Origin of the sequence: Pseudomonas putida (assembly GCF_001976065.1) — a bacterium.
GTDB classification, from domain to species: domain Bacteria; phylum Pseudomonadota; class Gammaproteobacteria; order Pseudomonadales; family Pseudomonadaceae; genus Aquipseudomonas; species Aquipseudomonas serbica.
The window spans coordinates 1,273,130-1,298,815 of record NZ_MNAH01000001.1 but is presented as its reverse complement, the minus strand read 5'-3'; the positions used below and the strand labels follow the sequence as shown (position 1 = coordinate 1,298,815).

Genomic DNA, 25,686 nt, shown 5'->3' with positions numbered 1-25,686 from the left:
ATGGAAGGCTTGATCGTTTCCAATGTTCTGCTCTGGGTGCTGCTGGTGGCGGTGGCGTTTGTCGTCATGGGCCTGGTCCGTCAGATCGGCGTGCTGCACGGTCGCCTGGCGCCGGCCGGCGCACTGATGGTGGACAAAGGCGTGGCCGTCAACGAAGCCGCACCGCAAATCACCGCCGCCGATCGCAAGGGCCGCCCGGTGAACTTCGGCTACGCCGGTGAAAAATCGCAACTGCTGTTTTTCCTCTCGCCGACCTGCCCGATCTGCAAATCCCTGCTGCCGGCGATCAAATCCATCGCCAAGGAACAGGCCGGTACGCTCGACGTGGTGTTCGTCAGCGATGGCGACATGGATGCCCAGCAAGCGCTGATCCGCGAACACAAGCTCGAAGACGCCACCTACGTGGTCGGCCCGGAAGTGGGCATGACCTACCAGATCGGCAAGCTGCCGTACGCCGCGCTGATCGACAAGTCCGGCACCCTGCGCGCCAAGGGCTTGGTGAACTCTCGCGAGCACCTGGACAGCCTGTTCGAAGTCGAGCACCTCAAGCACGCGACGCTGCAGCAGTACCTCAATGCGCAGCCCCACGACCTTTCTCACAATCATGCTCACGACCATAGCCACGGCCATAGCCACGGCCATAGCCACTGATAAGGCAGGGAGACCTTCATGAAACTGCTGGATCTGTTATTCGAGCGCTCCACGCGCCGTGTTGCCGACACTACTTCGCGCCGCAAACTGTTGTCGCGCATGGGTTCGCTGATGGTGGCCGGTGCCGCCCTGCCCCTGCTGCTGCCCCTGGACCGAACCAGCAAGGCGCTGGCCGCCACCGACCCGAAGGCCGGTGACCCGGGTGATCCGAACAGTTGCGACTACTGGCGCTACTGTTCCATCGACGGCTTCCTGTGCAGCTGCTGCGGTGGCTCGGTGACGTCCTGCCCGCCGGGCACCGAAGCGTCGCAAGTGACCTGGATCGGTACCTGCCGCAACCCGGCCGACGGCAAGGACTACATCATTTCGTACAACGACTGCTGCGGTAAGCAAAGCTGCGCCCAGTGCGCCTGCACCCGTAACGACAGTGAAGAACCGGCCTACCGCCCGTTCAACAACAACGATGTGAACTGGTGCCTGGCCGCCAAGTCGCACATCTATCACTGCACCGTTTCGATCATCCGTGGCGTGGCGGTCTGACACGCGCTTTACCGCCGGTTGCCTGGGCAATCGGCGCTGTCCCTTGCAGGCGCTGGCTTGCCAGCGCCTGCAGGTCCTCTAAGGAGACATTTCATGCGCAAGCTGCTCATCCTCGGTCTCGTCGGCGTCCTGAGCGCCCCGCTCGTCCAGGCCCGGGCCATCCCGGACCCGACGCAGCGTCACGCCCCCGGCAACGAGGAACTGCAAAAGCCCATCGCCCAGGCCGGCTACAGCGTGGGCGTGAACTATCAGCTGCAATGCGCCGGTTGCCATCTTGGCAACGGCATGGGTTCGGCGGCCAATGACACGCCGAGAATGACGGGATTTGTCGGTAACTTCCTGAAAGTCCCCGGCGGTCGTGAATTCCTGGTACGCGTGCCAGGCATGTCGCAATCGGCGCTGAACAACGCGCAACTGGCTGACCTGCTCAACTGGCTGATGCGCGAGGACGGCATGGCCGGCAAAAGCAGGCCCGCCGACTACCAGCCCTACAACGCAGACGAAGTCGCGGCACTGCGTGCCAAGACCATGCTCAACCTGCCGGGCACCCGTGCCGAACTGATCAACAAGATGCGCGCCCAAGGCATCGCCATCGAAGACGGGATGAGCAACTGAGAAGTTTTTCCTGAAACAACCGGGGCCCAGGCCTTCGCGCCTGCCCGGATAATTCCCTTGCGACCGATGGTCGTCCAGACACCCTAAAAGCAAACCGACCGACGCCTGCGTCACGGCTCCCGACTAAACTTCGTCCATAACGTGAATGAATCCACAGTGCTGCTAAAGTGATAGCACGGGACCCGCATTCTCCCCTGCTCTGCGAATTTCGGTGGAGGGTGGATTTCTCGACTATAAGTAGCTTGCCGTTGAGGCTAAAGCTCTGAAACGAGGGTAGTTTTGACCTGGATCGCGTTCTTGTTGGGCGTGAGGGGGTAGCAAAAATGGGATCTGATCATGATTTTTGAGCCGAGCAGTAGCCGTTCCGTACTCCAGCGAAGAAGCAGTACCAGTATCTTTATCCAGGCCGGCCTCGATAGTCTTGCTGTAACCGGAGTCGCTTGGTACCTGATTGACTACCACATCGGCTACATCACCCAGGCCTATGTGATCATGGTCCTGCTGTTGCTGGGGGCATTGGCCGTCGTCTACGACCATTACGCCATTTATCGAAGCAATGTCGTGTTCGCCGTCAAGGCCTTCAAACTGTTCAAGGCATGGACCGCCGCCTTTTGTTTTCTCGTCGCCATGGCCTTTCTTACGAAACAGAGCGAACAGTACTCACGCCTGTTGGTCGGTGAGTTGTTCGTCATTGGCTATTTTGCCCAGCTGCTGTTGCACCTGGGGAGCCGTGAACTGCAAAAGAAGTTCCTGGCGCATCCCACCCAACGGGACAACGCGCTGATCATTGGCTCGGGAGAACTGGCGGACTTCCTCCACCAGAAAATCAGCAACAACCCGTGGCTGGGTGAACGGGTCGTCGGTTCCGTGCTGATCGGAGCGGCGGATGACCATGGCAAGGATGGTTCGGAAAACCCCAACCGCCTGGCGATCCTGGGAAACTTGTCCGACCTTGATGACCTGGTCGCGCAACACTCCATTCGCACCGTCTACTTCGTCACGCCCCTGGACGGATCGCAGGTGATCAAGGATGTGTATTTGAAGTTGTTCGACAAACACATCTCGGTCAACTGGGTGCCGGACATCTTCTCCCTGCGCCTGATCAATCACAGCGTTCGCGAGATTGCCGGCATTCCCGTGCTGACTTTGTCCGAAACCCCACTGATGGGCATGCGCCTGCTGCTCAAGAACCTTGAAGACCGCGTGCTGGCGTTTCTCATTTTGCTTTTCGCCGCTCCAGTGTTGGCCATCGTGGCCATTGCCATCAAGCTCGATAGCCCCGGGCCGGTGTTCTTTCGCCAGCAACGGATGGGCTGGAGTGGCGGACCTTTTCGCATCTGGAAGTTCAGGAGCATGGTTGTCCACCAGCCGGAAGACGGCTTGGTCAAGCAAGCGCAAAAGAACGATCCGCGCATGACCCGGGTCGGCGCCTTCATTCGCAAGACCAGCCTGGATGAACTGCCGCAGCTGTTCAATGTGCTGATGGGCGAAATGTCCCTGGTGGGACCTCGTCCCCATGCCATCCAGCACGATGCGCAGTATTCGCCTGACATCGCCGACTACTTTGCGCGCCACAACATCAAGCCAGGCATCACCGGCCTGGCCCAGGTGCGTGGGTATCGGGGCGAAACCAAAGATATCGAACAGATGATTCGTCGGGTCGATTCGGACATCGAATACATCAACAACTGGTCGCTGTGGCTCGACTTCGTCATTCTTGCCCGGACGGTGACGGCGTTCTCCGGCAAGCATGCCTACTAGGGGTGCCTTGCGTGCGCGAGTCGCCCGGTGGCGCTGGCAATCAGCGCTACCGGGTTGCGAAAAGGCAGGTAAAAGCCTGGAAACCCGTCAGGCCGGGAACAGATCGAGCGTGCGTTCAACCTCGTCCGGGTCGATCCTGAAACCTTCGCCGTCCGGGGTACCCACCACAAAACCGAAGTTTTGCTGATCGCGATCCGTCAGGTACTTGAAGAAGCAGACGAAACGATCGGGCGGTTGCAGGATCAGCAACGAACCGCCGGGCTGCAGCAGATTGACGCCGTGAATGAGCTGGCTGCCTTCGATGCCGATCACTGTCCTGGCCCCGGCACAGGCCGCGACGATGGTTGGCACATCGCACTTCGACGGGTCAATGATGCGAAAACCCCGGCGCTCGCGCAGCCGTTCAGCCAACTCCAGTTCATTGCGCAACAAGCGCAACTCGCCCTTGTTGCCCCGCAGAACGAATACGCCGGGGTGAGAATTGACATTGACATGCGACAGCAACTTTTCAGACATTCCGCGAAAGCGCAGGTGCTTATGGCGGTTGTGACTGATGTCGTCAAAGATCACCAGCTCTCGAAAAAACGCATTGCGCACACGAACCGGATTCATCCCCAGCCAGTCTTCATAACCTGGCGCGTGAAGAATCCCGTGCCTGGCAACGGAAACGGCGTCTTCGCGGAGCACCGTCGTCACCGGGACGCCCTCCTGGCTGGCCATGGGATAGGTGATGCAATCATCGACCATCCATGAGCCAAACCACTTGTTCCCGCCCATGGTGCAATACATCGCCCCGCGATCGATTTCTCTTTCTATGCGGATCTTCGGCAACCATTCAATCCTGGGCGACAACCATGACTTGGCATCACCTTTGTAAATCGCACCGTCGATCAACCAGGCGTCCTTGATCAGAAAGGCGCGTGTCGGGCGGTGCTGGACGAGACCATTGCCCTCCATGGTGCGTCGGGGATGTTCGAAGGGATAAAACTGCCATCCCGTCACGCGCTCAAGCTGGTTGGGCAGATAAAAAGCAGGCGGCGCAATGGATGCATCCGCCGGAGCAACTTCCCAGGTCTTCACCGCGACGCTCTGCAATTCCTGCGACGGTTTTCTGGCAAGTTTCTCCTTTAACAAGTGTTTATACGCAGCAAAACTCCATTTCGCCCCAGCGCCGCTCACCAACATATTCGATTGCGACATAAGGATTACCACTCTACGTTTAAATACCAATAACGCTTGTCATCTGCTTGCTCGACATCAACATCAGTTGCAAATCAGGCTTTCCATGGCAGGGGGCGATTTCAGATGACTATAGCGACCGCGTAAGGTCTCCAGCAGTGTTTCCTGCGGCGCCTTGGCGCAGTGAAGATAGACCTTGGAGAGCCCTCCAAAACCCATTTCACGATAGCGTTCGGCAATTTCCTCATCACTTGGCCCGTCCGGCAGTCCAAGATGAAGGGTCAGTTTTTTACCCTCTACAGCAAACAGCGGTGTTTCCCAGAGAAATTGTGCGACGCCGACCCTGGGCAATCGGACAAACAGATAGCCATGGTTATTGAGCGTATCGACATCGCCGCCACGCCTTCTTTTCCATTCCAGCAGGCCATCGTCCGGACGCGCCAGGCATGTGCCGATATCGTAATAGTCGAAGCCGTTTTCCAGCGCCCATTCCAGCGCCATGAAGGTGGTGATCGAGTTGATTTCGCGCAGCTTTTTCGCATCCGAGTACACCGTTTCCGGGTAGCCGAAACGGATCGTGCTCCAGTAGCGCTTGCCCCCGCGGGTGATCACGCAACCGAGGTGGCAGGCGACGACTTCGTCCTCCAGCAGCACCAGGTCCAGTCGCCCGGCGGTTTTCGCCACCCTGCGCACCTCCTGCTGTTCGATTTGCGAAGCGGATGTGCCGTGCCTTGCGCTGGCATAAGGTTGCAGCATGCCCTGGTCGGCGCTTTCGATTTCGTCATCGTTCAACGCCTGTTTCAGGCGATAACGCAGGCGGTTCTTGCGCAGATTGCGGCGCAACTCGGAGTTGTATCTGGCGGTTATATCCTCGATCGATCTGCCCAAAGGAACAACCGCGCTAAGATATTGCGGCACGCACAATGCGCCCGGCGTCGGTATTTCGCTGACAAATACCGTACGACCTGATTTATCCGGTTTAACTGGCTGATTGGCAACCTGGGGTTCGGCGCCCATCAGCACTTTGACAAATTCACGCTGGGCTTTGCGACCCACATAGAGAATGTCGTAAGCGCTCGCTTCGCGCAGCTTGAACCTGACGACTTCCCAGCGCCAGAAACACGCTCGACCGGCAATGTCGCGCAGCCAGGCGTGGGTTTTCCTCAGTTCAAAGCGTACTGACGGCGTTATCAACTGACGCAACAGTGCCTTTACATATTCTTTCATTTCGTATTAACACTAATTAATTAAGAAAAGATTATTCGAAAGTTCGAATCGAGGAATAAGACACTGAAAACCAGGCTTCGATACGGTGGCGGTTGACGTCAAACTTTCGTCGTTTTTTACATTAATTACGACGCAAGTCTCGACCGCGCCAGCAAGTCGTCGCTTAATGAGCAGTAAAGATGCTGCGCCTGAGTTTTGCAAGATATTACGACGCTAAGCCTGTATATAACGCCCGCGTTTCACCCGCCCGTCGGCGCCGAGCAGGCAAGCGTCCTCAATATGAACATCGGGTTACCGACCACATACCGACTGAACAGGCGCCTGGGCTCACTGACCAGCCTGAACACCCATTCGCAGCCCAGGCCACGCATCCATTGCGGAGCGCGACTCACCTTGCCGCCGAGAAAGTCCAGGATCGCCCCGCCACATACGATCAGGCACGGCACACCGCTGGCCGCCAGCCTGGCAGCAACGACTTCCTGCTTGGGCATGCCCATGCCCAACACCACCAGTTCCGGCTGATATTGCCGGGCAAGATCCAGGTAGGTCTGCACTTCGGCGAAACCATGGTGGGCAGACACCACATTGACCGCCCATGCCGCTTCGCAGTGCCTCGCCGCATTGGCCAGGAATGGCTCTTGCGTGCCCCACAAAGCCACGCGTCGGCCTTTGTACGCCGACAGCAGCTTGGGGATCAGGTCCGTGCCGTTCATGTTCAGCCCCGGTGCACGACCCAGTCGGCGAAACAGCATGGACATGCCGGAGCCATCGCGCAGCAACACATCCGCGGCCGACAGCGCCTGGTAGTAGTCATTGTCCCTGGCGATCAGGTTCATCGCATGGGCATTGACGAACCCAAGTACCGTCACCGCCTGCGGCCTGGACAAAGCCTCGATCAAGCGCTGCTCCTGATCGACGTCCGCCACGACCTTGAGCGACTGAATGATCGTTTGCCAGTTGTGCTGCCAGGCCAATACGCGCATCAGGAGTCGTCTCGCTTGGAACGTACCCATTCAACCTGGCGTTTAATCAGGAAGCCCAGGTACAGGGGGATTTTCTTCAGCGCGTAGAACGGCGCATAAAGCAACGCAGAAAAGGCGATGATGCCGCGACCAAAGCGGCTCCAGGCCAGCAGGATGGTCACCATCAACATGGCCACCGCGAGCGAAGCGATCAACGCCGGCAGCCATGCGCCGAACAGCAGGAGCACCAGCCAGGAGAGGATAAACGCCGCGCCCAACAACAAGGTCAGCAAGGCCAGCGGCGGCACCAGCAGATCCAGGGTCATGGCCAGCAGGTTGAGGTTGCGCCGGGCAATCGACTCGCCAAGCAATTTTGGCGCGTCCCCCAGGATCACGCCCAAGTGACCATGTTCCCAGCGCGTGCGCTGGGTAGTGAGGCCTTCGTCACTGCGCGGAAAATAGCTGGTGACCAAGGCCTCGGGGCAAAACAACGGCGGCTTGCCGCTACGACAGAAATCCAGGCCCATCTTCAGGTCTTCGACAATGTGACCACTGGCCAGCGTGATCAAGGGCAGGTCGCGCCAGACGAACGCCATGCCGGTGCCCATCAGCTGGCAGGGCAAACCCAATCGGGCCCAGCCTAGCGGGCGCGCCTTGTTCTTCACGCACCAGGCAAACTCGGCGATCTGCACCTTCAGCCCGGAACCCGCCGGTGCGCGCATCAGATCAAGGGCCTGGGTTGGCCGTCCCGAATCGATGCACCGGGTGGCCAGGCACTCGATGAAGCCTTCGCTCACCTGGCAATCGGCATCGACAATGATCAGTACGTCCGGCGCATCGCTGGCCAGATGACGCGCGCCAAAATCCAGCGCATAGCCCTTGCCACGCTGCTGGTCGTTACTGCGCTCGACCACCTCGGCACCCGCTGCGCGAGCTGTTGCCGCAGTGTCATCAGAGCAGTTGTCCGCCACCACCAGCAGGCGGTCGCCCGCCAGCAGTTGCGGGCGCAGGGAATCGAGTGTGGCCTTGATGATCGAGGACTCATTGTGAGCCGGCACCAGCACCGCCACCCGCGGTCGCGAGCGTTGTGCCAGCGCAGGCGCCCGCACTGGCATGCCCGCCAGCAGCACCTGCACGAACAGCACCAACACCGGCAGGAGGAGGATTGCCAGCGGTACGCCAAGAAGCCAATTGAGGAATGTGATCATGCTTGCGCCTTGAACAGATGAGCCAACTTGGTCGCTTCGGTATCGATATCGTGGCGCTCGAGCACGCGCTGATAAGCCGCCTCGCCCATGCGCTGCAACACCTCGACAGGTTGCGCGAGGCAGTCCGCCAGCGCCGCGGTCAACTCGTCCACCGCGCCGGCGGGAAACAGCCAGCCGTTCTCGCCCTGGCGTACCAGTTCGGGAATGCCTGCGACATAGGTCGTCAGCACCGGCCGACGCAACGCCATGGCTTCCATGATCACCACCGGCAGGCCTTCGGCGAAGCTCGGCAGGACCAGGGCCCGCGCGGCGAGAATTTCCGTGCGCACCTGTTCGCTGCTGATCCAGCCGGTGATTCGCACCTGCGATTGCAAGCCATGCCGGGTGATCAGTGCTTCGATCTGCGGACGCATTTCGCCGTCGCCGGCCAGGACCATCTCGAACGCCACACCTTGCTCGGCCAACCGGCGCGCGGCCTCAAGCAACAGCAACTGGCCCTTCTGCTCACACAAGCGCCCTACGCAGACCAACCGCGGCGCGGCCGGCACCGGCACCGCCGGCACATCGTGAAAAGCCCGCTCCAGGCCACAATGCACAACCTTGACCCGTGCCCAATGCGCGTGGTCGACCCAGCGATACAGCTGGCTGCGCCCATAGGCGCTGATGGCCGCGACAAACGCCGAGCGCCGGACTTTCTCGCCCAGATGAATGAACTGCGGCTTGTCGAACTCTTCCGGGCCATGCACGGTGAAACTGTACGCCGGCCCGCCCAGGGCGTTGGCCAGCATCACCACTTCGGTCGAGTTGGTGCCGAAATGGGCATGCACGTGCCGGGCGCCGAAAGCCTGCGTCCAGGACAGCACGCGGCACGCCTCGAGCAAATAGATCAGGTGGTACGGCCAGGAACGATCGGCGCGCTGGCCCATGCGCAAGGCCAGCCACAGTGTCGAAAAAAACCGTCGCGGCTGGGCGCGCAGCACCTGCAGCGCAGGTTTCAACAGCGCCTTGACGCCGCCCTCCAGCACATACTGGGTCTTGCTGCGCTCGGACTCGTCCTCGGCGTCCACCAACTCGGCATCCCAGCCTCGCAGCGCGATGCGTTGTACCTCAAAGCCCTGGCGTTCCAGCGCCAGGATCTCGCGACGAATGAAGCTATGGCTGACCTTCGGGTATTGATTGATGAAGTAAGCGATACGCATGGGCACCCGGCTTTTGTCGTCGAAATTGTTACTGCAGGTACCCCCACAGTAGTCCAGTCACCGGTCACGTCAATTCACGGCGTAGCTGCCTGCCAGCACCTTGTCGATCTGGGCAAAGGCGTCGTCCAGCAGTTCATAGCGCCGGCGATACATGGCGCGTTTTTTTGAAGCAATGGTTTCAAGGGGCTTCCTGGACGACGCCATGGGAATTTCAAAGAAGTCTTCGCGCTCCGAGGGGGTCGCCCCGTGCTCCAGCCAGATCGAATCGTAATTGGCGGCCAGCTCCTGGGCCTTGTGCGCACCAAAATACGGGTGGCGATGGTGACGGTAGACATCCCCTACCGCGTAGATTTTTCCGACACCGATATTGCCGGCAATGTACTTGATCACTTCAATCAGCAAGCTTCTGGGGCGCAGGCCTTCGAAGTCCTTGGTGACGTCCCGGTAGATGGCCAGCGACCTGTCGCTCTCGATGCCTTTATGAATGCCCTGGACGGCACCTATGAAAATGCACAGTTCACCTTCCGTTAAACACAAGGTGAAGGCTATCGAGGCGATGCGCAGGTCGCCCTGGAACAGGTTCAGCACCAGCTCGCCTTCTCGCATGAACCAGAACGGACGATCCAGCACCAGGGTGCAACCTGGCGACCAGGCCGTCAGATCGCTCAGGACCAGGCTGTCGTCGCGCCCGAACAACAGCAATTGCGGACAGCTTTTGCTGACCACTTCGTAGTGCGAGGCCATGACCCCGAGTTTGTCCTGGGCGCCCCAGCTTTTGCTGATGTAGGGCCAGTGAACGACGCCCAGGCAATCACCGCCGAGCTTCTCGATACCGGTGCTGCCCAGGGCGTTGGACATGCGCCCGAAAAACAGATTCAGCTCGGCCCGGTTCCTGGCCACCAACAGCAGGAACTTGAGTTTGTTCTTCAATGCCCTCAGGGAGTAACCAGCGTGTACGGAGAAGACGCTTTTGACGATCAACCAATAGTCCATCGAAGTCTCACTTGTATTCGATCAGTGCGGATTTTCCGGCACCGAACCTGTTCAAAAGAAACTTGACCTGCCCGACCATCTCGGGAAATTTGCCCAGCACGAGGAAGAACGCCAGCAGCCAGTTTTGCCGCGCGGGACCGGCACCCCGCCGAGCCAGGCGCGCAACCTGCAGGGGATAGACCAGCAGCACCAGCAGCCCGGGCCAACCCAGCATCAGCGTGGCAACGAGCGTTGCCAGCGGCACGCCCAGGCCCCAGAACCAGGCACGGCGCGACTCGCGGCGCCAATGGCGCTCGGGCGCGGCGCCATGTAAAAACGCGCCCTCGGCAAAGGCATAACCACCGCGCAGGGTTCGTCGCCACCATTGGCCGAAGCGAGTCATGCTCGCATCGTGCAAGGTCATTTCCTCGGCCAGCCGCCAGATCTTCCAGCCCTTGGCTCGCAGACGCACACAGAGTTCCGGCTCTTCCCCGGCAATCAGGTCCGGCCGGTACCCGCCAGCCGTGGCGAAGGCGTCCGCGCGCATCAGGGCATCACCCCCACAGGCGCTGGTCGCACCGGTTGGCGTATCCCATTCGAGATCGCACATCAGGTTATAAATGGACCGCTGCGGAAAACGTTCGCGGCGCCGTCCGCAAACCACGGCCACCTCGGGTTGCGCATCAAGAAAGGCCTGGGCATGGGGCAACCAACTGGCGACCACCTCGCAATCGCCATCGACGAACTGCACGTGACGCATCGACGGCAACAAGCGTTGCAAACGGGCGAACCCTTCGTTGCGCGCGCGCGCAGCGGTGAAGGCAATGCGCATGTCCAGCTCGACCACCTCGACGCCAAGCCTTTGCGCCATCTGTACCGAACCATCGGTTGACCCGGAGTCGACATAGACAATCTGCTGGGCCGTACCGACCAGTGAAGCCAGGCAGCGCTCAAGTCGCTGGCCTTCGTTGCGACCGATGACAACGACGCCCACACCTGTCGTCGCCGTGCTCATGAGTATTGCCCGGCATCGACGACTTTGCGCTGCTTGATGGTCGCCGGCACGCCGACGGCCACCGAGTTGTCCGGTACGTCGGTCAACACCACGGCATTGGCGCCGATCACCACATTGTTGCCAATGCGGATATTGCCCAGCACCTTGGCGCCGGTGCCGATATCGACGTTGTTGCCCATTATCGGAGCGATCGGCTCGTTCACGTTCTTGAGGCCCACGACCACGCCATTGCGGATCCGGCAGTCATCACCGAACTGCGCATAGCCACTGATCACGATGCCGCCGAAGTGATCGATGACGAAGTTGCGCCCGACCACCACCTCGCATGGCAGCTCGATGCCCGTCACGATCTGCACCAGCTTGAAGAGCACTTTGTAGATAAAGGACAGCAATTTACGCAACGGTGCCGGGCGCACGCCATAGCGCCAGCGCCCGAAGCGATACACCAGCATCACCCAGAAACCCTGGGCGCCCCAGTCACCCTCGTATGCCCGCAAGTCCGCACGTATGTTATCGAACATGGACTGACCTACCGTGTGGGTTGGCTACCGAGTTTGGTTTTGCGCAGCAGTGCCCAGGTCACCCGTGTATGTTGCCAACACGCCTTGATGGCGGCCCGACCGCGACCTTTCAACACAGCCTTGAGCCCCAGGATCAGGTCACACAGGCAGACCAGTAGCATGTGCAAGGCCAACCCCGACAGACCGTGGTGCTTGCGGAAGTACAACAGCTCGCTTTCGATTTGCAGCGTCTGCAGCTGTCGACCGTCCATGTTGAGTTTGTCGACCGACTTGGCACTCTCGCCACCGATATGCACCACCGTGGTGTGGGGGTAGTAGACCACCTTCCACCCCGCCTGCTTGACGCGCCGGCAGTGATCGACCTCCTCGTAGTAAAGGAAATAGCGCGGGTCGAACAAGCCGACCTTGTCGATCACTTCACGGCGAATCAGGTAATAGCAGCCTGGCACCCAGTCGCACTCGCGCACCGAGGCATGATCCCAGTCCAGGTCGTCGACCAGTTTCACCCAGGGAAAAAAACGCTCGAGCCCGGCAGTGACGAGGAACACATTCAGCGGTGTCGGAAAATAGCGACAGGAGGGTTGCAGCTCTCCGTCCCGACCGACCAGGCGTACACCGAGGATCCCGCAATCGGGATGAGCCTCCATGTACTCCAGGGTCTTGGCCAGCGTGTCGTCGGACACAAATGCATCGGTGTTGAGCAGCAACGCGTACTTGCCCTGCAGGTGTTCAACCAATTGATTGTTGGCCCGGCCAAAGCCGACATTGTCTTTATTGGCCAGCAGCACGGCCTCTGGGCAAATACTGCCCAGGCAATCCAGCGAGTTGTCCGCCGAGGCATTGTCCACCACCAGGTAGCGCGCCCTATCGGTGCGCTTGGACTGGCGCAGCGCATTGAACATGGGCTGCAACAGCCCCGCCGTGTTGTAGTTGACGACCAGCACGTCCAGGGGCGCACTACTCATTGGCTTTCTCGCCAAAGAAGTACTGCGCTCTCATGGCCTTGAGCTTGGGCTCGTAATCGGGGTCGAAGTGAGTGCCGCGCTGGCGGATGAGTTCCATCCACGGATAGGCTTCGCAACGCTCTTCGATTTTCTTGATCAGTTCTTCAACGGTGCAGAGCACCTTCGCCGGATTCCCCCCCACCACCACACCGGGTGGCACATCCCGGGTGACGACGGCACCGGCGGCGACGATTGAATTCGGACCGATTTTGCGACCCGGCATGATGATCGACTGATAACCGATAAAACAGTTGTCGAATATATCGACCGCACCGACGGAGTCGAGCTGTTTACCCGCACTGAGCTCGAATACGCCAATGAGTCCGTCGTGCCCGAATATCGTGCAATCGGACAAGCCGACGTTGTTGCCAATACGCAACAGCGAAGGGTCGGGGATGTTGCAGCCGGGGTTGATCCACACGCCCTTGCCGACCGAATATATGCCTCCCCAACGCGCAAGGTAATCGGCCCATTCATAGCCGGTGGGGTGGCAAAACTTCTTGTACAAGCCCTTCGCCTTACCCGTTTTGGTGACGTAGTAACGTAATGCACGCTTTGCTAGCCCAATCATCCTGTTAGCCTCACAAATTTCAGCGTTTCACATCGGTACCAAGACCAGATGCACCATGGTTGTTGTTTTTGTGGCACCCCGATTTGGCTGCTCTCCCTAAGACTGTTCTACCCAAGAATACCTGCCTGTTGCAGGCCCCATTTGATGATTGAGGTAGTCCGCCAATCGCAGCGCCAGCTGCAACAGCGGCATGGTTGGATTGCTCGCACCGGCCGTCGAAAACACACTGCTGCCAGCGACGTACAGGTTATTGGTCCCGAACACTTTGCAGTTCTCGTCGACCACCCCGAACTCGGGGGAGGTCGCCATCCGGGTCGTACCCATGTGATGGGCATGCGGACCGACCCTCAGCGGCTTGGAAACGTCATAAACCGCTTCGTCCAACTTGACATAGCCAAGCCCCTCTTCGGCAAAACACTTGGCCACCTCCAGGCCGATGCTTTTTATGGTTTCCCGGTCCTCAGGCGCGAGCTCCCAATTGAGGTTGACCATTCTCATGCCCAGTTCATCGCGCTCTTGCGTCAACGAGACGCGACTCTTGCGATTGGGAAACTGCTCGATCATCGTGGTGAGTTCCCCGTCACCGGGGCAGTTGAACTTGCTTATGAACTCGATCTTGTGTGCCACGCCAGCTTTGCAGGCCAGGTTTTCGAAAAAGCCCTTGATGGCCGCCATGCGCCCGTAGGTTTCCACGCTCGACACCAGCGAAGCGGTAACATTGCCTTTACCTGAATGATGCTCGACCACAAAGGCATCCTTGGTGAAGAACTGCCTGGCCTCCCGGCTTTCACCGTCGTTGAGGATGAAGGTACCAAGGGCGATGTTCAGGTGTTCCATGAAGCATCGACCCACCAGGCTATCTTCGGTGACCACGCCGGCAGCGGCCAATGACTGGCTATTGAGCAACTGCCTGGCATTCTCGATCGCGCCGGTGGCCAGAATGAATTGCTTGGCCGAGATGCGCTCTTTATTGCCCTCGTAATCGGACACTACAACGGCGATGACACGGCCGCTGCCCTTGTCGAAGTCCAGGTCGACACAGTTGCAATTGATGAAGACATCCAGGCCCTCGGTCTCGTTGAGCTCCTTGGCATATTTTTGTGCAAAGCGAGTTGGCGGACTGAGCAGGAAACGGTCGGCTTCGAATTCGTCGCTGTTAAAGGCCGCGTTGACGGTCTTGAATCCCGAGTCCAGCGGCAGGTCCAGGATAGCCATGGCCGCTGGCAGGTTGCGCTCCATCTCGGAAAACGCGATGGGCCAGCCGGGCAGATTCGACTGCGGGGCCAAGGCAAAGTCGGACGGTTCGAAGGGCCGGCAACGACCGGCCCAGTGGTTGGAGGTCCCCCCAAGGTAGCGCAGGCGGGTTTCTTCGGTGTAGGCCTCCAGTCCCGAGGACGCCGTCTTGTAGAGATTTTGTGAATAGGGAGCATATTCACGCCCCCCACCCTCTATAAGCACTACGCGCCAACCATTGCCAGCCAAACGCAAAGCCAGCGTGATGCCGGCCGGGCCTGCGCCAACGATGCAGAAATCATAGTGATCGCGCAGGTCTTTCTGCGTTTGGTAATCTTTGATCATATTTGCAGTTACCGGAAATGCGCGGCAGGTAACACCCACCCGTTGATAACGACAAACTCCGATTTTCCTGCAGGAGGCCGGGCCCCAACCCCGGAAAATTTCACTACAAGCCCCCCCAGGCTTAACAGGGCAAATGCCCGAATGAGTCCTCTGCGACTGATGACAGAGGTATTCGACACGCGTTCACTCATCACTCATGGCTCCATGGGATCGAGATAGCTTCCGAGATTTCAAGGGCGCAACAACATCAGGAAAACCTGGCCAGCCGGCTCAACCGAAAAGCCAGCTGAAAGCGACCAGTACCAACTCGCCACACAAGGCCCCTACCACCAGCATAGGCAACACGATCAGCTCGCGCTTGATATCGAGGATACCCACGCGACGATTGACATACACGACCAGTATCAAGGTCGGCAACGTATGCAGTGCGACGCCCCAGAGCGCGTACTCGACCCCACCCAAAGCCAGTAACAGCGGCACCAGCACCCATAGCGAAACGACACGAATGATGTTGTCGATGGCCTGGTACTTGGTAAGCCCCAGGGCAATCCAGATCTGATTGGCCACGATATAGCGCATCATGAAAAAAGAGGTCGACAGGATGGCCATCATCTTGCCAGCTTCGTGGTAACGCTCATCGTACAAGATGCTTATGATCAGTGGACTGGTGACCCAGAACAGCCCGCACAGAAACAGCAGCGCAACGTCGACCAGCATCTTGAACTTGAAGTACAACTGGCGCAGACGATCGAAATCATTGGTTCTCGCGGCCTCGCCGAAGGCCGGCAGGGCCACGGCCCCGACCACTTTCAGCACACCGGTCTGGACCGCGCCAAGGATCAGCACGGCAATGGAATACACGCCCATTTCGGTGACTGTCATGCTGCCACCGAAAATGATCCGGTCGCCTTGCATGGAGAGCACGCCCACGGCGGAAGACAGGAGGATCCAGCGACCGAAGACCACCAGTTCATCGAGCGCGGCGCGTTCCCAGCGCAGGCTGTTGGACGGCCCCTCGAACCAGTAGTGCCCAAGCAGCGTGCTGACCAGCGCCGTGATCAGCCCGGCAGCCACCAGCGACCAGATGGAATGGGTGAAATAACCGATGACCAGCATCGCCAGCAGGCCGACGACCTGGGAAGCGAACTCGGCGATCACCACTTTCTTTTGCTGGAAAGCGCGAACGGCCAGGTCGACTTTTGTCGACTGGAACCCGTAGATGATCGCGGTAAGGCCAGTCCAGGCCAACACTGCCGGCAATTGCGGTGAGGCGTAGGTGGAGTTGTGCGACCAGAAATCGATGGCTTGCGAATACCAGGCCGCGGCGGCGAGAAACAGCGTCAGGGCGAACAGCACAAAACCGCGCACGATCTGCACGGTCCACAGGGTATTGAGAAACTCCGGATCGTCGCCCCGTGGGCTCTGCAGGATGTTCTGCCGCAACCCCACGTCGGAAAGCAGGTGCAGGACGAACAAAACAGTGGTGGCGATGGCGATGATGCCGAACATTTCCGGCATCAGCAGACGGGTCATTACCAGGTTGCCACCCAGGCGGATCAACTGCGAAGTGACCAGTGCTCCCAGGTTCCATGCCCCAGCAGATATCGCTTTGCGACGAAGGCCAAACGATGGCGATATGTGAACTGAAGGCATAACATCAAATCCCCGGTATTGGATGACTCGAAAGGTACTATAGTCGCTATTAGGCAAAGCACTAGCCATTAGCCATCGCTCACTCATCAAATAAATCGGTAGCCCATGCCTGAGCACTTTCGCGCGTTAGTCGTCATCCTGGTCCTTGCCGGTATCGTCTTCGCTTTTGCACGGCGACCGGCGGCAGACCTGATCCCTCACAGTGATTTCACCCGTCGACGCAATCTCTGGTTTGCACTGACGCTGCTGGCATTTTTTTCCCACAGCTTCTGGGTGTACGCGGCCGTTACCGCCGTCATCCTGACGCTCACGCGGCAGCGTGAGCGCAATCCCCTGGCGTTGTTTTTCTTCCTGCTGTTTCTCATTCCTCCCGCCACGGCGCAGATTCCCGGTTTCGGCGTGGTCAACTATCTGTTTGACCTGAACCATGTGCGGCTATTGATCCTGTGTGTGTTGCTCCCGGCTTTTCTCGCGTTGCGCAGGCGGTCGGACACACTGCCCTTCGGGCGCACCCTGGCGGACAAACTCCTGTTGGCCTATCTGCTTCTGACGGCTGCGCTGTTCCTGCGCCAGACCACGCCCACAGATACCTTGCGTCAGTCGCTCTACCTGTTCGTCGACGTTTTCCTGCCTTACTACGTCGCCAGTCGGGCCCTGAAGAATGTCAGCGAGTTCAAGGACGCGATGTTGGGCTTTCTGCTCGCCGCCATGGTGATGTCGCTGATCGGTCTCTTCGAATTTACCCGCCGATGGCTGCTGTACAACGCGCTGACCGACGCCATGGGCATGCAATGGGAAATCTCCAGCTATCTCAGCCGTGGCGGCTCGCTGCGCGCCAGCGTCACCACGGGCCAGGCCATTGCGCTGGGCTATGTCATTGCCGTGGCCATCGGCTTTTACCTGTTCCTGCAGGAAGGCGTGCGCAGCAAAATGCAGCGCCGGCTCGGCGCCCTCCTGCTCGCCGGGGGCCTGTTTGCCCCGCTGTCGCGCGGGCCGTGGATCGGTGCCGCGGTCATGATCATCATGTTCATCGGCACCGGCCGGTATGCGGTCAAGCGCCTGATGCTGCTCGGGATCGCCGCCGTGCTCGCCCTGCCGTTGCTGGCCATCCTGCCCGGCGGGCAGAAAGTCCTCGATCTGCTGCCCTTCATCGGTTCGGTGGAAACAGAGAACATCACGTACCGCCACCGCCTGATCGAAAACTCGATGATCGTCATCCAGCGCAACCTGTGGCTGGGTTCCTTCGATTACCGCAGCACCCCTGAGATGCAGGCACTGACCCAAGGCCAGGGCATCATCGACATCGTCAACACCTATGTCGCCATCGCCCTGCAAATGGGCGTGATCGGGCTGACGCTGTTCGTGGGTTTTTTCGCCACCATTGCGCTCGGTATCCGCAAGGCGATGCGTTCGTACCCTAACAAGGACGATGAGGCGCGCCGACTGGGCCGTGCACTGCTGGCGACCCTGGCCGGGATCCTGATAACCATCATCACCGTCAGCAGTATCACGGTAATCCCCGTGGTGTATTGGTCGGTAGCCGGACTGGGTGTGTCCTATGCTCAGATGGCGCGCAAGCTCAAGCGCGCCGAGATTGCAAGCAACAAGAGTACCCTCCTACAGACCTGGTAACGCTCATGACGTGTTTTTTTCACCGCATGCCTCTGCTGTCAGTGTTGTTCTTGTTGGTTGTGATCTGGCCCTTCAGCACCCGGGCGGCGGAGTGGGCCGTCAGCGTGGATGAACGCAGCGGCCTGCCCCAGGTCACGCGCGGCGGCAGTCCTGCCGTCGCCTCCCAATTCGTCTTTTGGGGAGGCAACTGGGACTGGGCGGATTTCACCCCTTCGCTCAAGGTGATCTCGCCCTATGTCTATGCCATGGAAGGCAAGAGCCAGAGGCTGGATTTCGACGCGACCGGGCAAATCCGCAAGGAAGACGAGCAGACGCTGAGCATCGACCTGGTCCTCAATGCCCACAGCATGAAGTCGAACGTCATGGGCGGCGGCATCGTCTTCAACTTCGACCCGGCCCTTGCCGAAGAAATGGGCGTGCCGGTGTTGCTGCCTGACAACCGTGGCTGGACCTGGGGCAATGCCCAGGGGCGGCGTATCGAGATGCGCTTCGAGCCGGCGCTGGCGAAAGTGTATTTCGAACCGGGCGATCGCGCCCAGGTACGGGCGTTCCTCTACAAGGATCGGATCAAACCGGGTCGGGAAAGCTTCAAGGCCACGTTCAGCGTGTCCGGCGATGTGGCGCTGGTGCCAACTGCCGCCGAGCGCTTCGGTATCGCAGACCCGAAGACCTGGCCGAGCGACAGGCTGCAATGGAAAACCGCACCGGTCGACCTGTCCTTTCTCAACGCCCAGGAAAAGCCCGCAGGCAAGCGCGGCTTCGTCAAGGCTGTGGGCGAGCAACTGCTGTTTGCCGACAACACCCCGGCACGCTTCTGGGGCACCAACCTGTCGGCCTACACGCTGTTCCGCACGGAGGATGATGCGATCAAGCTGCAGGCCAAGCGCCTCTCGGCCCTGGGTTTCAACCTGGTGCGACTGCATCACCATGACTCGCCGTGGGTCCTCCCCAACATCTTCGGAGACGGCAGGCAAGTGCATGATACCCAGCACCTGAACGCAGAATCGCTGAAGAAGCTCGATTTGTGGATCAAGAGCCTGAAGGACGAAGGCATCTATGTCTGGCTCGACATGCACGTCGAACGAGCCCTCTGGCCGAATGACAACATCTTTGCCTTCGATGAATTGCCCAAGAGCCAGTATGGCATCGCCGACCTCAAGGGCTATGCCTACGTAAACGTCACGATCCAGCAGGCCATGAAACGCTTTGCCAAGGATTACCTGAGCCATGTGAACAGCTATACCGGGCTTGCCTACAAAGACGATCCGGCGATTGCCGCCGTCCTGATCACCAACGAAAACGACATCACCCAACACTATGGCAACGCCCTGTTGCCCGACAAACCAGTGCGCCGGCACACCGAGCTGTACTTGAAAGCGGCCAAGGCCTTTGCCAAACAGTACAACCTGTCGGAAGACAAGACCTGGCGATCCTGGGAGCCAGGCCCCGCCAAGCTGTTCCTCAACGACCTGGAACGGCGTTTCAACGTAGACATGATCGATTCCCTGCGCGAGATCGGCGTCAAAGTGCCGATTGCCACCACCAGCACCTGGGGCGGCAACGGCCTGAGCGCCCTGCCCGCCCTGACCGCCGGAGACGTGGTCGACGTGCATATCTACGGTGGGCCAGGGTCGCTGGAGAAAAACCCGCTGACCAGCGCCAACCTGGTGGACTGGATGGGTGCAGGCCAGGTCGTCGGCAAACCCCTGACCGTGACGGAATGGAACAACGAACCCTTCCCGATCGCCGACCGCCACTCGCTGCCACTCTATGTAGCCGGCACGGCCAGTCATCAGGGCTGGGACGCGCTGATGCAATATGCCTATAGCCAGGAGCAACTCACCGAGCAAGGGATGTCGGCGGGCAACTGGCACGCCTACAACGACCCGGCCATGCTGGCTACCCTGCCCGCCGCGGCCTTGCTTTATCGTCGTGCTGACGTTCACGAAGCGAAGACCACCTATGTCTTCGCGCCGACGCCAGAGACTTTGTTCAACCAGCGCATCACACCGGACAACTCGGCGCTGCTACGTACCGCCATGGAAAAAGGCAAGCTGCAGATCGCCATGCCGCAGACGCCGCAACTGCCCTGGTTGCAACCGGGGAACATCGCCAGTAACGCGCAGGTGTTTCATGACCCGGCGAAGTCACTACTGGACGCCACGGCCACCGAGGCCACCACGGACACCGGCGAGCTAAAGCGCAATTGGAAACAAGGCATCTACACCATCGATACGCCCCGCACCCAGGCGGCAACCGGCTGGATTGGCGGCAGATCGATCAAGCTGGGCAATATCCAGGTGCAGATCAAAACCCCCTACGCCAGCGTGGTGGTGCAAAGCCTGAACGACGCACCCGTCGGCAAGTCTGCGGACCTGCTGATTTCTCTAGGCTCCCGGGCCATCCCCAAGGCCGACGACAGGACGCCTTTTTACGTCGAGCCCCTCGAGGGCACGCTGACCCTCCAGGCCCCAGCGGGCCTGACCCTGTACACCCAGGGCGGGCCCGGAGGACAACCTGGAAAACTCCCCGCCACTTACCTGGATGGCCGCTACACGATCAAGTTCGACGGCCTGCAGGCGTCCAATTGGTTGTTCCTGAAAAAAGCATCGCAAGCGAGTGACAGTCTCAAGTGACAGCAGAGGACTTTTAAAGGACGGGTCAGGCCCCCACCGCTGACACCGCGACGATATCAAGGAGAGCTGCATGAAATTCCTGGTAATTGGCGGCGCAGGCTACATTGGTTCGCACATGGTCAAGCAGCTCCTGGGCGCGGGGCATGAACTGGTGGTGGCGGACAACTTTTCAACGGGGTATCGCAGCGCGGTGTTGGGCGGGACCTTGATCGAACTCGACATCGCCGACGCCCAGGCGCTGGACGCCCTGTTCGGCACCCACCGCTTCGATGCCGTGTTCCACTTCGCGTCGTTCATCCAGGTGGGCGAATCCGTCACTGAACCGGCCAAGTATTACCAGAACAACCTGGCGGCCACCCTGACGCTGCTCAAGGCCATGGTCCGCGCCGGGGTCAAGCACTTCATCTTTTCCTCGACCGCCGCCGTCTATGGCGACCCGAAATATGTGCCGATCGATGAAGCGCACCCCAAGGCCGCGATCAACCCCTACGGTCGCAGCAAGTGGATGGTGGAACAGGTGCTGGAAGATTTCGACCGCGCCTACGGGCTCAAGTCGGTTTGCCTGCGCTACTTCAACGCCGCCGGTGCAGACCCCGAGGGGCAGTTGGGCGAACGCCATGAACCTGAGACCCATCTGCTGCCGCTGATCCTGCAGGCGGCCTCCGGCCGGCGCAAAACCATCACCGTCTATGGCTTTGACTACGACACGCCGGACGGCACCTGTATTCGCGATTACGTCCACGTTAGCGACCTGGTGGCCGCTCACGCGCTGGCCGTGGACTATTTATTGGCGGGGGGAACCAGCACAGCCTTCAACCTCGGCAATGGCCAAGGCTTCTCGGTGCAGCAAGTGATCGACACGGCCCGCCGCGTGACCGGCCGGGACATCTACATCAGCGAAGCGCCACGCCGCGCAGGCGACCCGCCAAGGCTGGTGGCGGATGCCCGAAGGGCCAACAGCCTGCTGGGCTGGCAACCGCAGTACAACACACTGGAACAGATCGTGACGCACGCGTGGGAGTGGGAGAAGAAGTACCCCTGGCACTGAATGCAAACCTGCAAACCTGCAAACCTGTAAACACCCGGCTTTAACCACTCATCAGGCCGAGCGTTAGCTCGCCTGCAGCGCTTGATCTTGATCTTGATCTACCCGCCCCTTCGGAAGGCTGAGTGGAGGCGTTCATCCGGGGGTGGGCGCGTAGCGCCGTGCGGCGAAGCCGCACACATCGAGAGGAGGTCGAAGCGAAGCCGACCGGAGGCGATGCCCCCGGATGAATGCCGGAGCGAAGGAACGCCGAGCCCTAGCGAGGGGCCGGACGCTGGGGCGAGCCTTTTTTTGCTTACTTTTTTTGGCGTTTGAAAAAAAAGTGAGTCGCCGTAAGGGCGAAACCCTAAGTGGCCGTTACCGCAGCAATGGATATGTACCCGGTCCACCACATCCAGGTCGGCTGTCAGGCCGCCTTCGCTGGCAAGCCAGCTCCTACAGTGGATCGGGTATGGCAGTGGGAGATGGGTGGGCTTTGAGGACGCCTTCGCTGGCAAGCCAGCTCCTACAGTGGATCGGGTATGGCCGTGGGAGATGGGTCGGCTTTGAGGACGCTTTCGCTGGCAAGCCAGCTCCTACAGTGGATCGGGTATGGCCGTGGGAGATGGGTCGGCTTTGAGGACGCTTTCGCTGGCAAGCCAGCTCCTACAGTGGATCGGGTATGGCCGTGGGAGATGGGTCGGCTTTGAGGACGCTTTCGCTGGCAAGCCAGCTCCTACAGTGGATCGGGTATGGCCGTGGGAGATGGGTCGGCTTTGAGGACGCTTTCGCTGGCAAGCCAGYTCCTACAGTGGATCGGGTATGGCCGTGGGAGATGGGTCGGCTTTGAGGACGCTTTCGCTGGCAAGCCAGCTCCTACAGTGGATCGGGTATGGCCGTGCTCGCCTGCAGCGCTTGATCTTGATCTTGATCTTGATCTACCCGCCCCTTCGGGAGGCTGAGTGGAGGCGTTCATCCGGGGTGGGCGCGTAGCGCCGTGCGGCGAAGCCGCACACATCGAGAGGAGGTCGAAGCGAAGCCGACCGGAGGCGATGCCCCCGGATGAATGCCGAAGCGAAGGAACGCCGAGCCCTAGCGAGGGGCCGGACGCTGGGGCGAGCCTTTTTTTGCTTACTTTTTTTTGGCGTTTGAAAAAAAAGTGAGTCGCCGTAAGGGCGAAACCCTAAGTGGCCGTTACCGCAGCAATGGATATGCACTCGGCCCACCACATCCAGGTCGGCTGTCAGGCCGCCTTCGCTGGCAAGCCAGCTCCTACAGTGGATCGGGTGCAGCCGTGGGAGATGGGTCGGCTGTCAGGCCGCCTTCAGCGGCGGTCCGACAACCCAGACCAACAGAGCATCAGTAAGGACGTTTCGCCGGCCCGGACTTGTTCAACACCGTGCCGATCAGGTTGGCCCTGCCCAGGTGATGCAGGCTTTCCTCGATCTCTTTCTTGGTGTTCATGCCGTTGGCGACCACCAGCAACACGCAGTCGAACTTGGGCAGGATGGTAATCACATCGTCCGAACTCAACACTGGCGGCAAGTCAAAGATCACGATGCGAGAGCTGTAGCGATCGCGCAAATCCATGATCAACTCCCCCACCGCCGGCGACGACAGCACCTCGGTGGACAGCGGGACCGGTTCGCGCGTCGGCAGGACCACAAAGCGCGGCAAGGTCGGATTGACCAGCACCTCCTGCAGCTCCGCTTCGTTGTTCAGCAATTCATTGAGGGATTTGTCCATCGGCAGCCCCAGGTAGCTACCCACCTTGGGACAACGTAAATCGAAATCCACCAGCAACGCCGTCTTGGTCGTGTGATGCGCGATACTCATGGCCAGGTTGATCGCCAGCACCGACTTGCCCGCCTCCGGCGTCGGCGAGGTAATGGCGAGCGTGCGCCAGCCATTTTCCTCCATGGCCTTGAGGACCTGGGTACGCAACAGGTCGAACGCCCAGCCCATGTTCGAGTTCTTGTTGTAGGCGACAATGCGATGGCGCTCCAGGTGCTCTGCTCGCAACGGCACAACCTTGGTTTGTACGTAACTGAGCGCATTGAGCGGTGCAGGCTGTCCGGATGATGAGATCACCAGGCCTGACGAGGGTGGCTGTTCGCCTTTTCCCAGAGGTGGCTTAATAATTTCCATCGCAATATTCCTTATTCGAACCGCGCCAGAGCCTTGAACATCAGCAGATCCAATGGCATGTAGAAGAAGTGCAGGAGCACCAGCGAGACCACGATCATCACGACGCAACAGAGCACCAGTATCGTTCGCCACTGTTTGCGACGAGCCAGTTCCGCCTGGGTATGAATGTAGGGAATGGCAACCAGTACGCGTCTACCCAGCACACTGGTCAGCGCGTCGACACCGCGTACCCGCTGGCTCAGCATCTCCAGCAGCATCACCAGCGCACCCGCCCCTACCGGCGCGAGGACAAAGCCCAGGGCCACGACTTTCTTGCGGTTCGGCCGCACTGGTTTTTCCGGCATCAGCGGCGCTTCGAGCAGCACAAAACGTTCTGCCTTGTTTTCCTGCTCCAGGCTTTCGGTAATCTTCGCACTCATTTCCTTGGTGCGAATTTCCTCGTATTTCTTGCGTGCGTTTTCATGGTCGCGCATCAGCGTGACCAGGCCACGCTCCACTTGCGGCGCCTCAAGAATCTGGCTCTCCAGGGTCGCGATCTTGTTGAGCAATTCCTGCTTCTGCGTGGCCAGCGAACGCATGCGCTGTTCCGAGGCGGCGATGCGCGCCTGGACCCTGGCCACGTCCAGGCTGACCGGCGTGACGGAACTGCCGCGGCCCTGGGTTGCCTGCATGGCGGCAATCTTGCGTTTAACCGCCCGTACATCCGGATGAGCTTCGGTATACATCGTCTGCAGCCGGGCGTACTCGGCCTTGAGGCTGGCCAGGTCCTGCACCGGTTCTGCGACCGCACCCGCCGTGCCCGCCTTGATTGGCAGACCGGCATGGGCCGCCGACAGCTCCAGGTCCTGGAAGCGCAACTCCTCATTGGCTGCCTTGTAGTCGCGGTCAATGTCCTTGAGTTCGAGTTCAGAGCGCGACAACATGTTCATGCGCAGTTCCTGATGCTCGGGCAGCGCGTTGCCGTGCGCCTGCTTGAAGTCCGCCAGCTTGTTCTCCAGCACTTCCAGCTCGGTGCGCAGCTTGTTCGCTTCCTGGGTCAGGAACTCGGTGGTTTCACTGGCGCGCTCGGTGCGCTGCTTGATGTTCTCGTTGAGGAACAGCGTCACCAGTTCCTTGGCCACTTCATTCGCGACTTGCGGTTCGCGATGTTCGAAGGCAAGGCGGAAGGCAATCGTCACTTCGCCTCGCCCCTTGACCGCCGCACTGACCAGGGCGACCGAAATCGCATTGCGCATTTCTTCGATCTTTTCGGTCAGGGTCAGCCGCCGGCTGCCCGTTTCGAAAAGATTGTACTTGTTGATGATCGCTTCCAGATGCTCGCGGGTCATCACGCGCTGGCGGATGACCTCGATGCGCTCGTCAGCAAAGGTATTGTTGTTCCCCGCCACCAGGTCCGGCGATATCTGCTGCGACTCGACCAGGATAGTCCCGGACGACTGATAGATCGGTGGCATGGACGTCGCCACCAATATAGCCGCCCCGATTATCACGACCACCGTCACAATCAACAGCAAGGCCCGGTGCTTGATTACTGCAATGTAGTCGTTGACCGACATTTCGTATTCAGAGGACATAAATACCACGCTGCTG

General features: G+C 59.7%; 21 protein-coding genes. 7 read left to right on the top strand and 14 right to left on the bottom strand.

The features are described from left to right. The 4 genes from mauD (at position 1) to BKX96_RS05985 (ending at position 3,567) form a co-directional block, all read left to right on the top strand. Positions 1 to 651: a methylamine dehydrogenase accessory protein MauD gene (gene mauD / locus BKX96_RS06000; protein WP_077183027.1), complete on the top strand. Its 651-nt coding sequence runs from the start codon at positions 1 to 3 to the stop codon at positions 649 to 651. A gap of 18 nt (positions 652 to 669) precedes the next feature. After that, positions 670 to 1,191 (top strand): methylamine dehydrogenase light chain, encoded by a 522-nt coding sequence (locus BKX96_RS05995; protein WP_027620621.1) that lies wholly within the window; start codon positions 670 to 672, stop codon positions 1,189 to 1,191. Positions 1,192 to 1,284: 93 nt separating this feature from the next. Next, positions 1,285 to 1,806 carry a cytochrome C gene (locus BKX96_RS05990; RefSeq protein WP_077183026.1) on the top strand — a complete coding sequence of 174 codons (522 nt, stop codon included), beginning with the start codon at positions 1,285 to 1,287 and terminating at the stop codon, positions 1,804 to 1,806. 336 nt (positions 1,807 to 2,142) lie between these two features. After that, positions 2,143 to 3,567 carry an undecaprenyl-phosphate glucose phosphotransferase gene (locus BKX96_RS05985; RefSeq protein ID WP_046816372.1) on the top strand — a complete coding sequence of 475 codons (1,425 nt, stop codon included), beginning with the start codon at positions 2,143 to 2,145 and terminating at the stop codon, positions 3,565 to 3,567. Positions 3,568 to 3,654: 87 nt separating this feature from the next. Here the strand turns inward: BKX96_RS05985 and BKX96_RS05980 are convergent, their stop codons facing one another. From BKX96_RS05980 to BKX96_RS05920, 12 genes are all read right to left on the bottom strand, one after another. Continuing rightward, entirely contained in the window at positions 3,655 to 4,767 is a 1,113-nt protein-coding gene (locus BKX96_RS05980; RefSeq protein WP_077183025.1) for a glycosyltransferase 61 family protein, read from the bottom strand. Between the two features lie 63 nt (positions 4,768 to 4,830). Next, positions 4,831 to 5,973 (bottom strand): hypothetical protein, encoded by a 1,143-nt coding sequence (locus BKX96_RS05975; protein WP_077183024.1) that lies wholly within the window; start codon positions 5,971 to 5,973, stop codon positions 4,831 to 4,833. A 239-nt stretch (positions 5,974 to 6,212) separates the two neighbouring features. Further along, positions 6,213 to 6,956 (bottom strand): WecB/TagA/CpsF family glycosyltransferase, encoded by a 744-nt coding sequence (locus BKX96_RS05970; RefSeq protein WP_077183023.1) that lies wholly within the window; start codon positions 6,954 to 6,956, stop codon positions 6,213 to 6,215. Continuing rightward, entirely contained in the window at positions 6,956 to 8,143 is a 1,188-nt protein-coding gene (locus BKX96_RS05965; RefSeq protein WP_077183022.1) for a glycosyltransferase family 2 protein, read from the bottom strand. The genes BKX96_RS05970 and BKX96_RS05965 overlap by 1 nt, the downstream gene beginning before the upstream one ends. Beyond that, entirely contained in the window at positions 8,140 to 9,342 is a 1,203-nt protein-coding gene (locus BKX96_RS05960) for a glycosyltransferase family 4 protein (protein ID WP_046816367.1), read from the bottom strand. The genes BKX96_RS05965 and BKX96_RS05960 overlap by 4 nt, the downstream gene beginning before the upstream one ends. Positions 9,343 to 9,411: 69 nt before the next feature. Continuing rightward, positions 9,412 to 10,335 carry a DUF535 family protein gene (locus BKX96_RS05955; RefSeq protein WP_046816366.1) on the bottom strand — a complete coding sequence of 308 codons (924 nt, stop codon included), beginning with the start codon at positions 10,333 to 10,335 and terminating at the stop codon, positions 9,412 to 9,414. A gap of 7 nt (positions 10,336 to 10,342) precedes the next feature. Further along, a complete protein-coding gene (locus BKX96_RS05950; protein ID WP_046816365.1) occupies positions 10,343 to 11,329 on the bottom strand; it encodes a glycosyltransferase family 2 protein in 987 nt (328 codons plus the stop codon). Further along, positions 11,326 to 11,850 carry a serine O-acetyltransferase gene (locus tag BKX96_RS05945; protein ID WP_077183021.1) on the bottom strand — a complete coding sequence of 175 codons (525 nt, stop codon included), beginning with the start codon at positions 11,848 to 11,850 and terminating at the stop codon, positions 11,326 to 11,328. Before BKX96_RS05945 ends, BKX96_RS05950 begins: the two co-directional genes overlap by 4 nt. An 8-nt stretch (positions 11,851 to 11,858) precedes the next feature. After that, complete coding sequence (locus BKX96_RS05940) at positions 11,859 to 12,815, bottom strand: glycosyltransferase family 2 protein (RefSeq protein WP_077183020.1); 957 nt, start codon at positions 12,813 to 12,815, stop codon at positions 11,859 to 11,861. Further along, positions 12,808 to 13,425, bottom strand: coding sequence for an acyltransferase (locus BKX96_RS05935; RefSeq protein ID WP_046816362.1), 618 nt, complete (start codon positions 13,423 to 13,425; stop codon positions 12,808 to 12,810). Before BKX96_RS05935 ends, BKX96_RS05940 begins: the two co-directional genes overlap by 8 nt. Positions 13,426 to 13,521: 96 nt before the next feature. Further along, on the bottom strand, positions 13,522 to 15,003 hold the full coding sequence (locus tag BKX96_RS05930) for an FAD-dependent oxidoreductase (RefSeq protein WP_077183019.1): 1,482 nt from the start codon (positions 15,001 to 15,003) through the stop codon (positions 13,522 to 13,524). A 270-nt stretch (positions 15,004 to 15,273) separates the two neighbouring features. Then, complete coding sequence (locus BKX96_RS05920; protein ID WP_077183017.1) at positions 15,274 to 16,656, bottom strand: oligosaccharide flippase family protein; 1,383 nt, start codon at positions 16,654 to 16,656, stop codon at positions 15,274 to 15,276. Positions 16,657 to 16,761: 105 nt separating this feature from the next. Here BKX96_RS05920 and BKX96_RS05915 point away from each other — a divergent pair, with 105 nt between their 5' ends. The 3 genes from BKX96_RS05915 to galE all read left to right on the top strand — a co-directional run bounded on the left by BKX96_RS05915 (position 16,762) and on the right by galE (position 21,972). After that, positions 16,762 to 18,288 (top strand): O-antigen ligase family protein, encoded by a 1,527-nt coding sequence (locus tag BKX96_RS05915; RefSeq protein WP_077183016.1) that lies wholly within the window; start codon positions 16,762 to 16,764, stop codon positions 18,286 to 18,288. Positions 18,289 to 18,293: 5 nt separating this feature from the next. Continuing rightward, positions 18,294 to 20,924 (top strand): glycoside hydrolase family 5 protein, encoded by a 2,631-nt coding sequence (locus BKX96_RS05910; protein WP_077183015.1) that lies wholly within the window; start codon positions 18,294 to 18,296, stop codon positions 20,922 to 20,924. 70 nt (positions 20,925 to 20,994) lie between these two features. Continuing rightward, positions 20,995 to 21,972, top strand: coding sequence for a UDP-glucose 4-epimerase GalE (galE, locus tag BKX96_RS05905; protein ID WP_046816357.1), 978 nt, complete (start codon positions 20,995 to 20,997; stop codon positions 21,970 to 21,972). Positions 21,973 to 23,307: 1,335 nt separating this feature from the next. Here galE and BKX96_RS05895 read toward each other — a convergent pair. Both BKX96_RS05895 and BKX96_RS05890 read right to left on the bottom strand, forming a co-directional pair. After that, positions 23,308 to 24,096 carry a CpsD/CapB family tyrosine-protein kinase gene (locus BKX96_RS05895; RefSeq protein WP_046816345.1) on the bottom strand — a complete coding sequence of 263 codons (789 nt, stop codon included), beginning with the start codon at positions 24,094 to 24,096 and terminating at the stop codon, positions 23,308 to 23,310. Between the two features lie 11 nt (positions 24,097 to 24,107). Next, complete coding sequence (locus BKX96_RS05890) at positions 24,108 to 25,670, bottom strand: GumC family protein (RefSeq protein ID WP_077183014.1); 1,563 nt, start codon at positions 25,668 to 25,670, stop codon at positions 24,108 to 24,110. Positions 25,671 to 25,686 lie beyond the last annotated feature (16 nt).

Bases quoted from the DNA above. Each gene is read 5' to 3' on its own strand.
- BKX96_RS05970 (WP_077183023.1), bottom strand. From the start codon at position 6,956: ATGCGCGTATTGGCCTGGCAGCACAACTGGCAAACGATCATTCAGTCG.
- BKX96_RS05935 (WP_046816362.1), bottom strand. From the start codon at position 13,425: ATGATTGGGCTAGCAAAGCGTGCATTACGTTACTACGTCACCAAAACG.
- BKX96_RS05990 (WP_077183026.1), top strand. From the start codon at position 1,285: ATGCGCAAGCTGCTCATCCTCGGTCTCGTCGGCGTCCTGAGCGCCCCG.
- BKX96_RS05950 (WP_046816365.1), bottom strand. From the start codon at position 11,329: ATGAGCACGGCGACGACAGGTGTGGGCGTCGTTGTCATCGGTCGCAAC.
- BKX96_RS05980 (WP_077183025.1), bottom strand. From the start codon at position 4,767: ATGTCGCAATCGAATATGTTGGTGAGCGGCGCTGGGGCGAAATGGAGT.
- BKX96_RS05960 (WP_046816367.1), bottom strand. From the start codon at position 9,342: ATGCGTATCGCTTACTTCATCAATCAATACCCGAAGGTCAGCCATAGC.
- galE (WP_046816357.1), top strand. From the start codon at position 20,995: ATGAAATTCCTGGTAATTGGCGGCGCAGGCTACATTGGTTCGCACATG.
- BKX96_RS05940 (WP_077183020.1), bottom strand. From the start codon at position 12,815: ATGAGTAGTGCGCCCCTGGACGTGCTGGTCGTCAACTACAACACGGCG.
- BKX96_RS05955 (WP_046816366.1), bottom strand. From the start codon at position 10,335: ATGGACTATTGGTTGATCGTCAAAAGCGTCTTCTCCGTACACGCTGGT.
- BKX96_RS05995 (WP_027620621.1), top strand. From the start codon at position 670: ATGAAACTGCTGGATCTGTTATTCGAGCGCTCCACGCGCCGTGTTGCC.
- BKX96_RS05945 (WP_077183021.1), bottom strand. From the start codon at position 11,850: ATGTTCGATAACATACGTGCGGACTTGCGGGCATACGAGGGTGACTGG.
- BKX96_RS05895 (WP_046816345.1), bottom strand. From the start codon at position 24,096: ATGGAAATTATTAAGCCACCTCTGGGAAAAGGCGAACAGCCACCCTCG.
- BKX96_RS05910 (WP_077183015.1), top strand. From the start codon at position 18,294: ATGACGTGTTTTTTTCACCGCATGCCTCTGCTGTCAGTGTTGTTCTTG.
- BKX96_RS05920 (WP_077183017.1), bottom strand. From the start codon at position 16,656: ATGCCTTCAGTTCACATATCGCCATCGTTTGGCCTTCGTCGCAAAGCG.
- BKX96_RS05915 (WP_077183016.1), top strand. From the start codon at position 16,762: ATGCCTGAGCACTTTCGCGCGTTAGTCGTCATCCTGGTCCTTGCCGGT.
- BKX96_RS05975 (WP_077183024.1), bottom strand. From the start codon at position 5,973: ATGAAAGAATATGTAAAGGCACTGTTGCGTCAGTTGATAACGCCGTCA.
- mauD (WP_077183027.1), top strand. From the start codon at position 1: ATGGAAGGCTTGATCGTTTCCAATGTTCTGCTCTGGGTGCTGCTGGTG.
- BKX96_RS05965 (WP_077183022.1), bottom strand. From the start codon at position 8,143: ATGATCACATTCCTCAATTGGCTTCTTGGCGTACCGCTGGCAATCCTC.
- BKX96_RS05890 (WP_077183014.1), bottom strand. From the start codon at position 25,670: ATGTCCTCTGAATACGAAATGTCGGTCAACGACTACATTGCAGTAATC.
- BKX96_RS05930 (WP_077183019.1), bottom strand. From the start codon at position 15,003: ATGATCAAAGATTACCAAACGCAGAAAGACCTGCGCGATCACTATGAT.
- BKX96_RS05985 (WP_046816372.1), top strand. From the start codon at position 2,143: ATGATTTTTGAGCCGAGCAGTAGCCGTTCCGTACTCCAGCGAAGAAGC.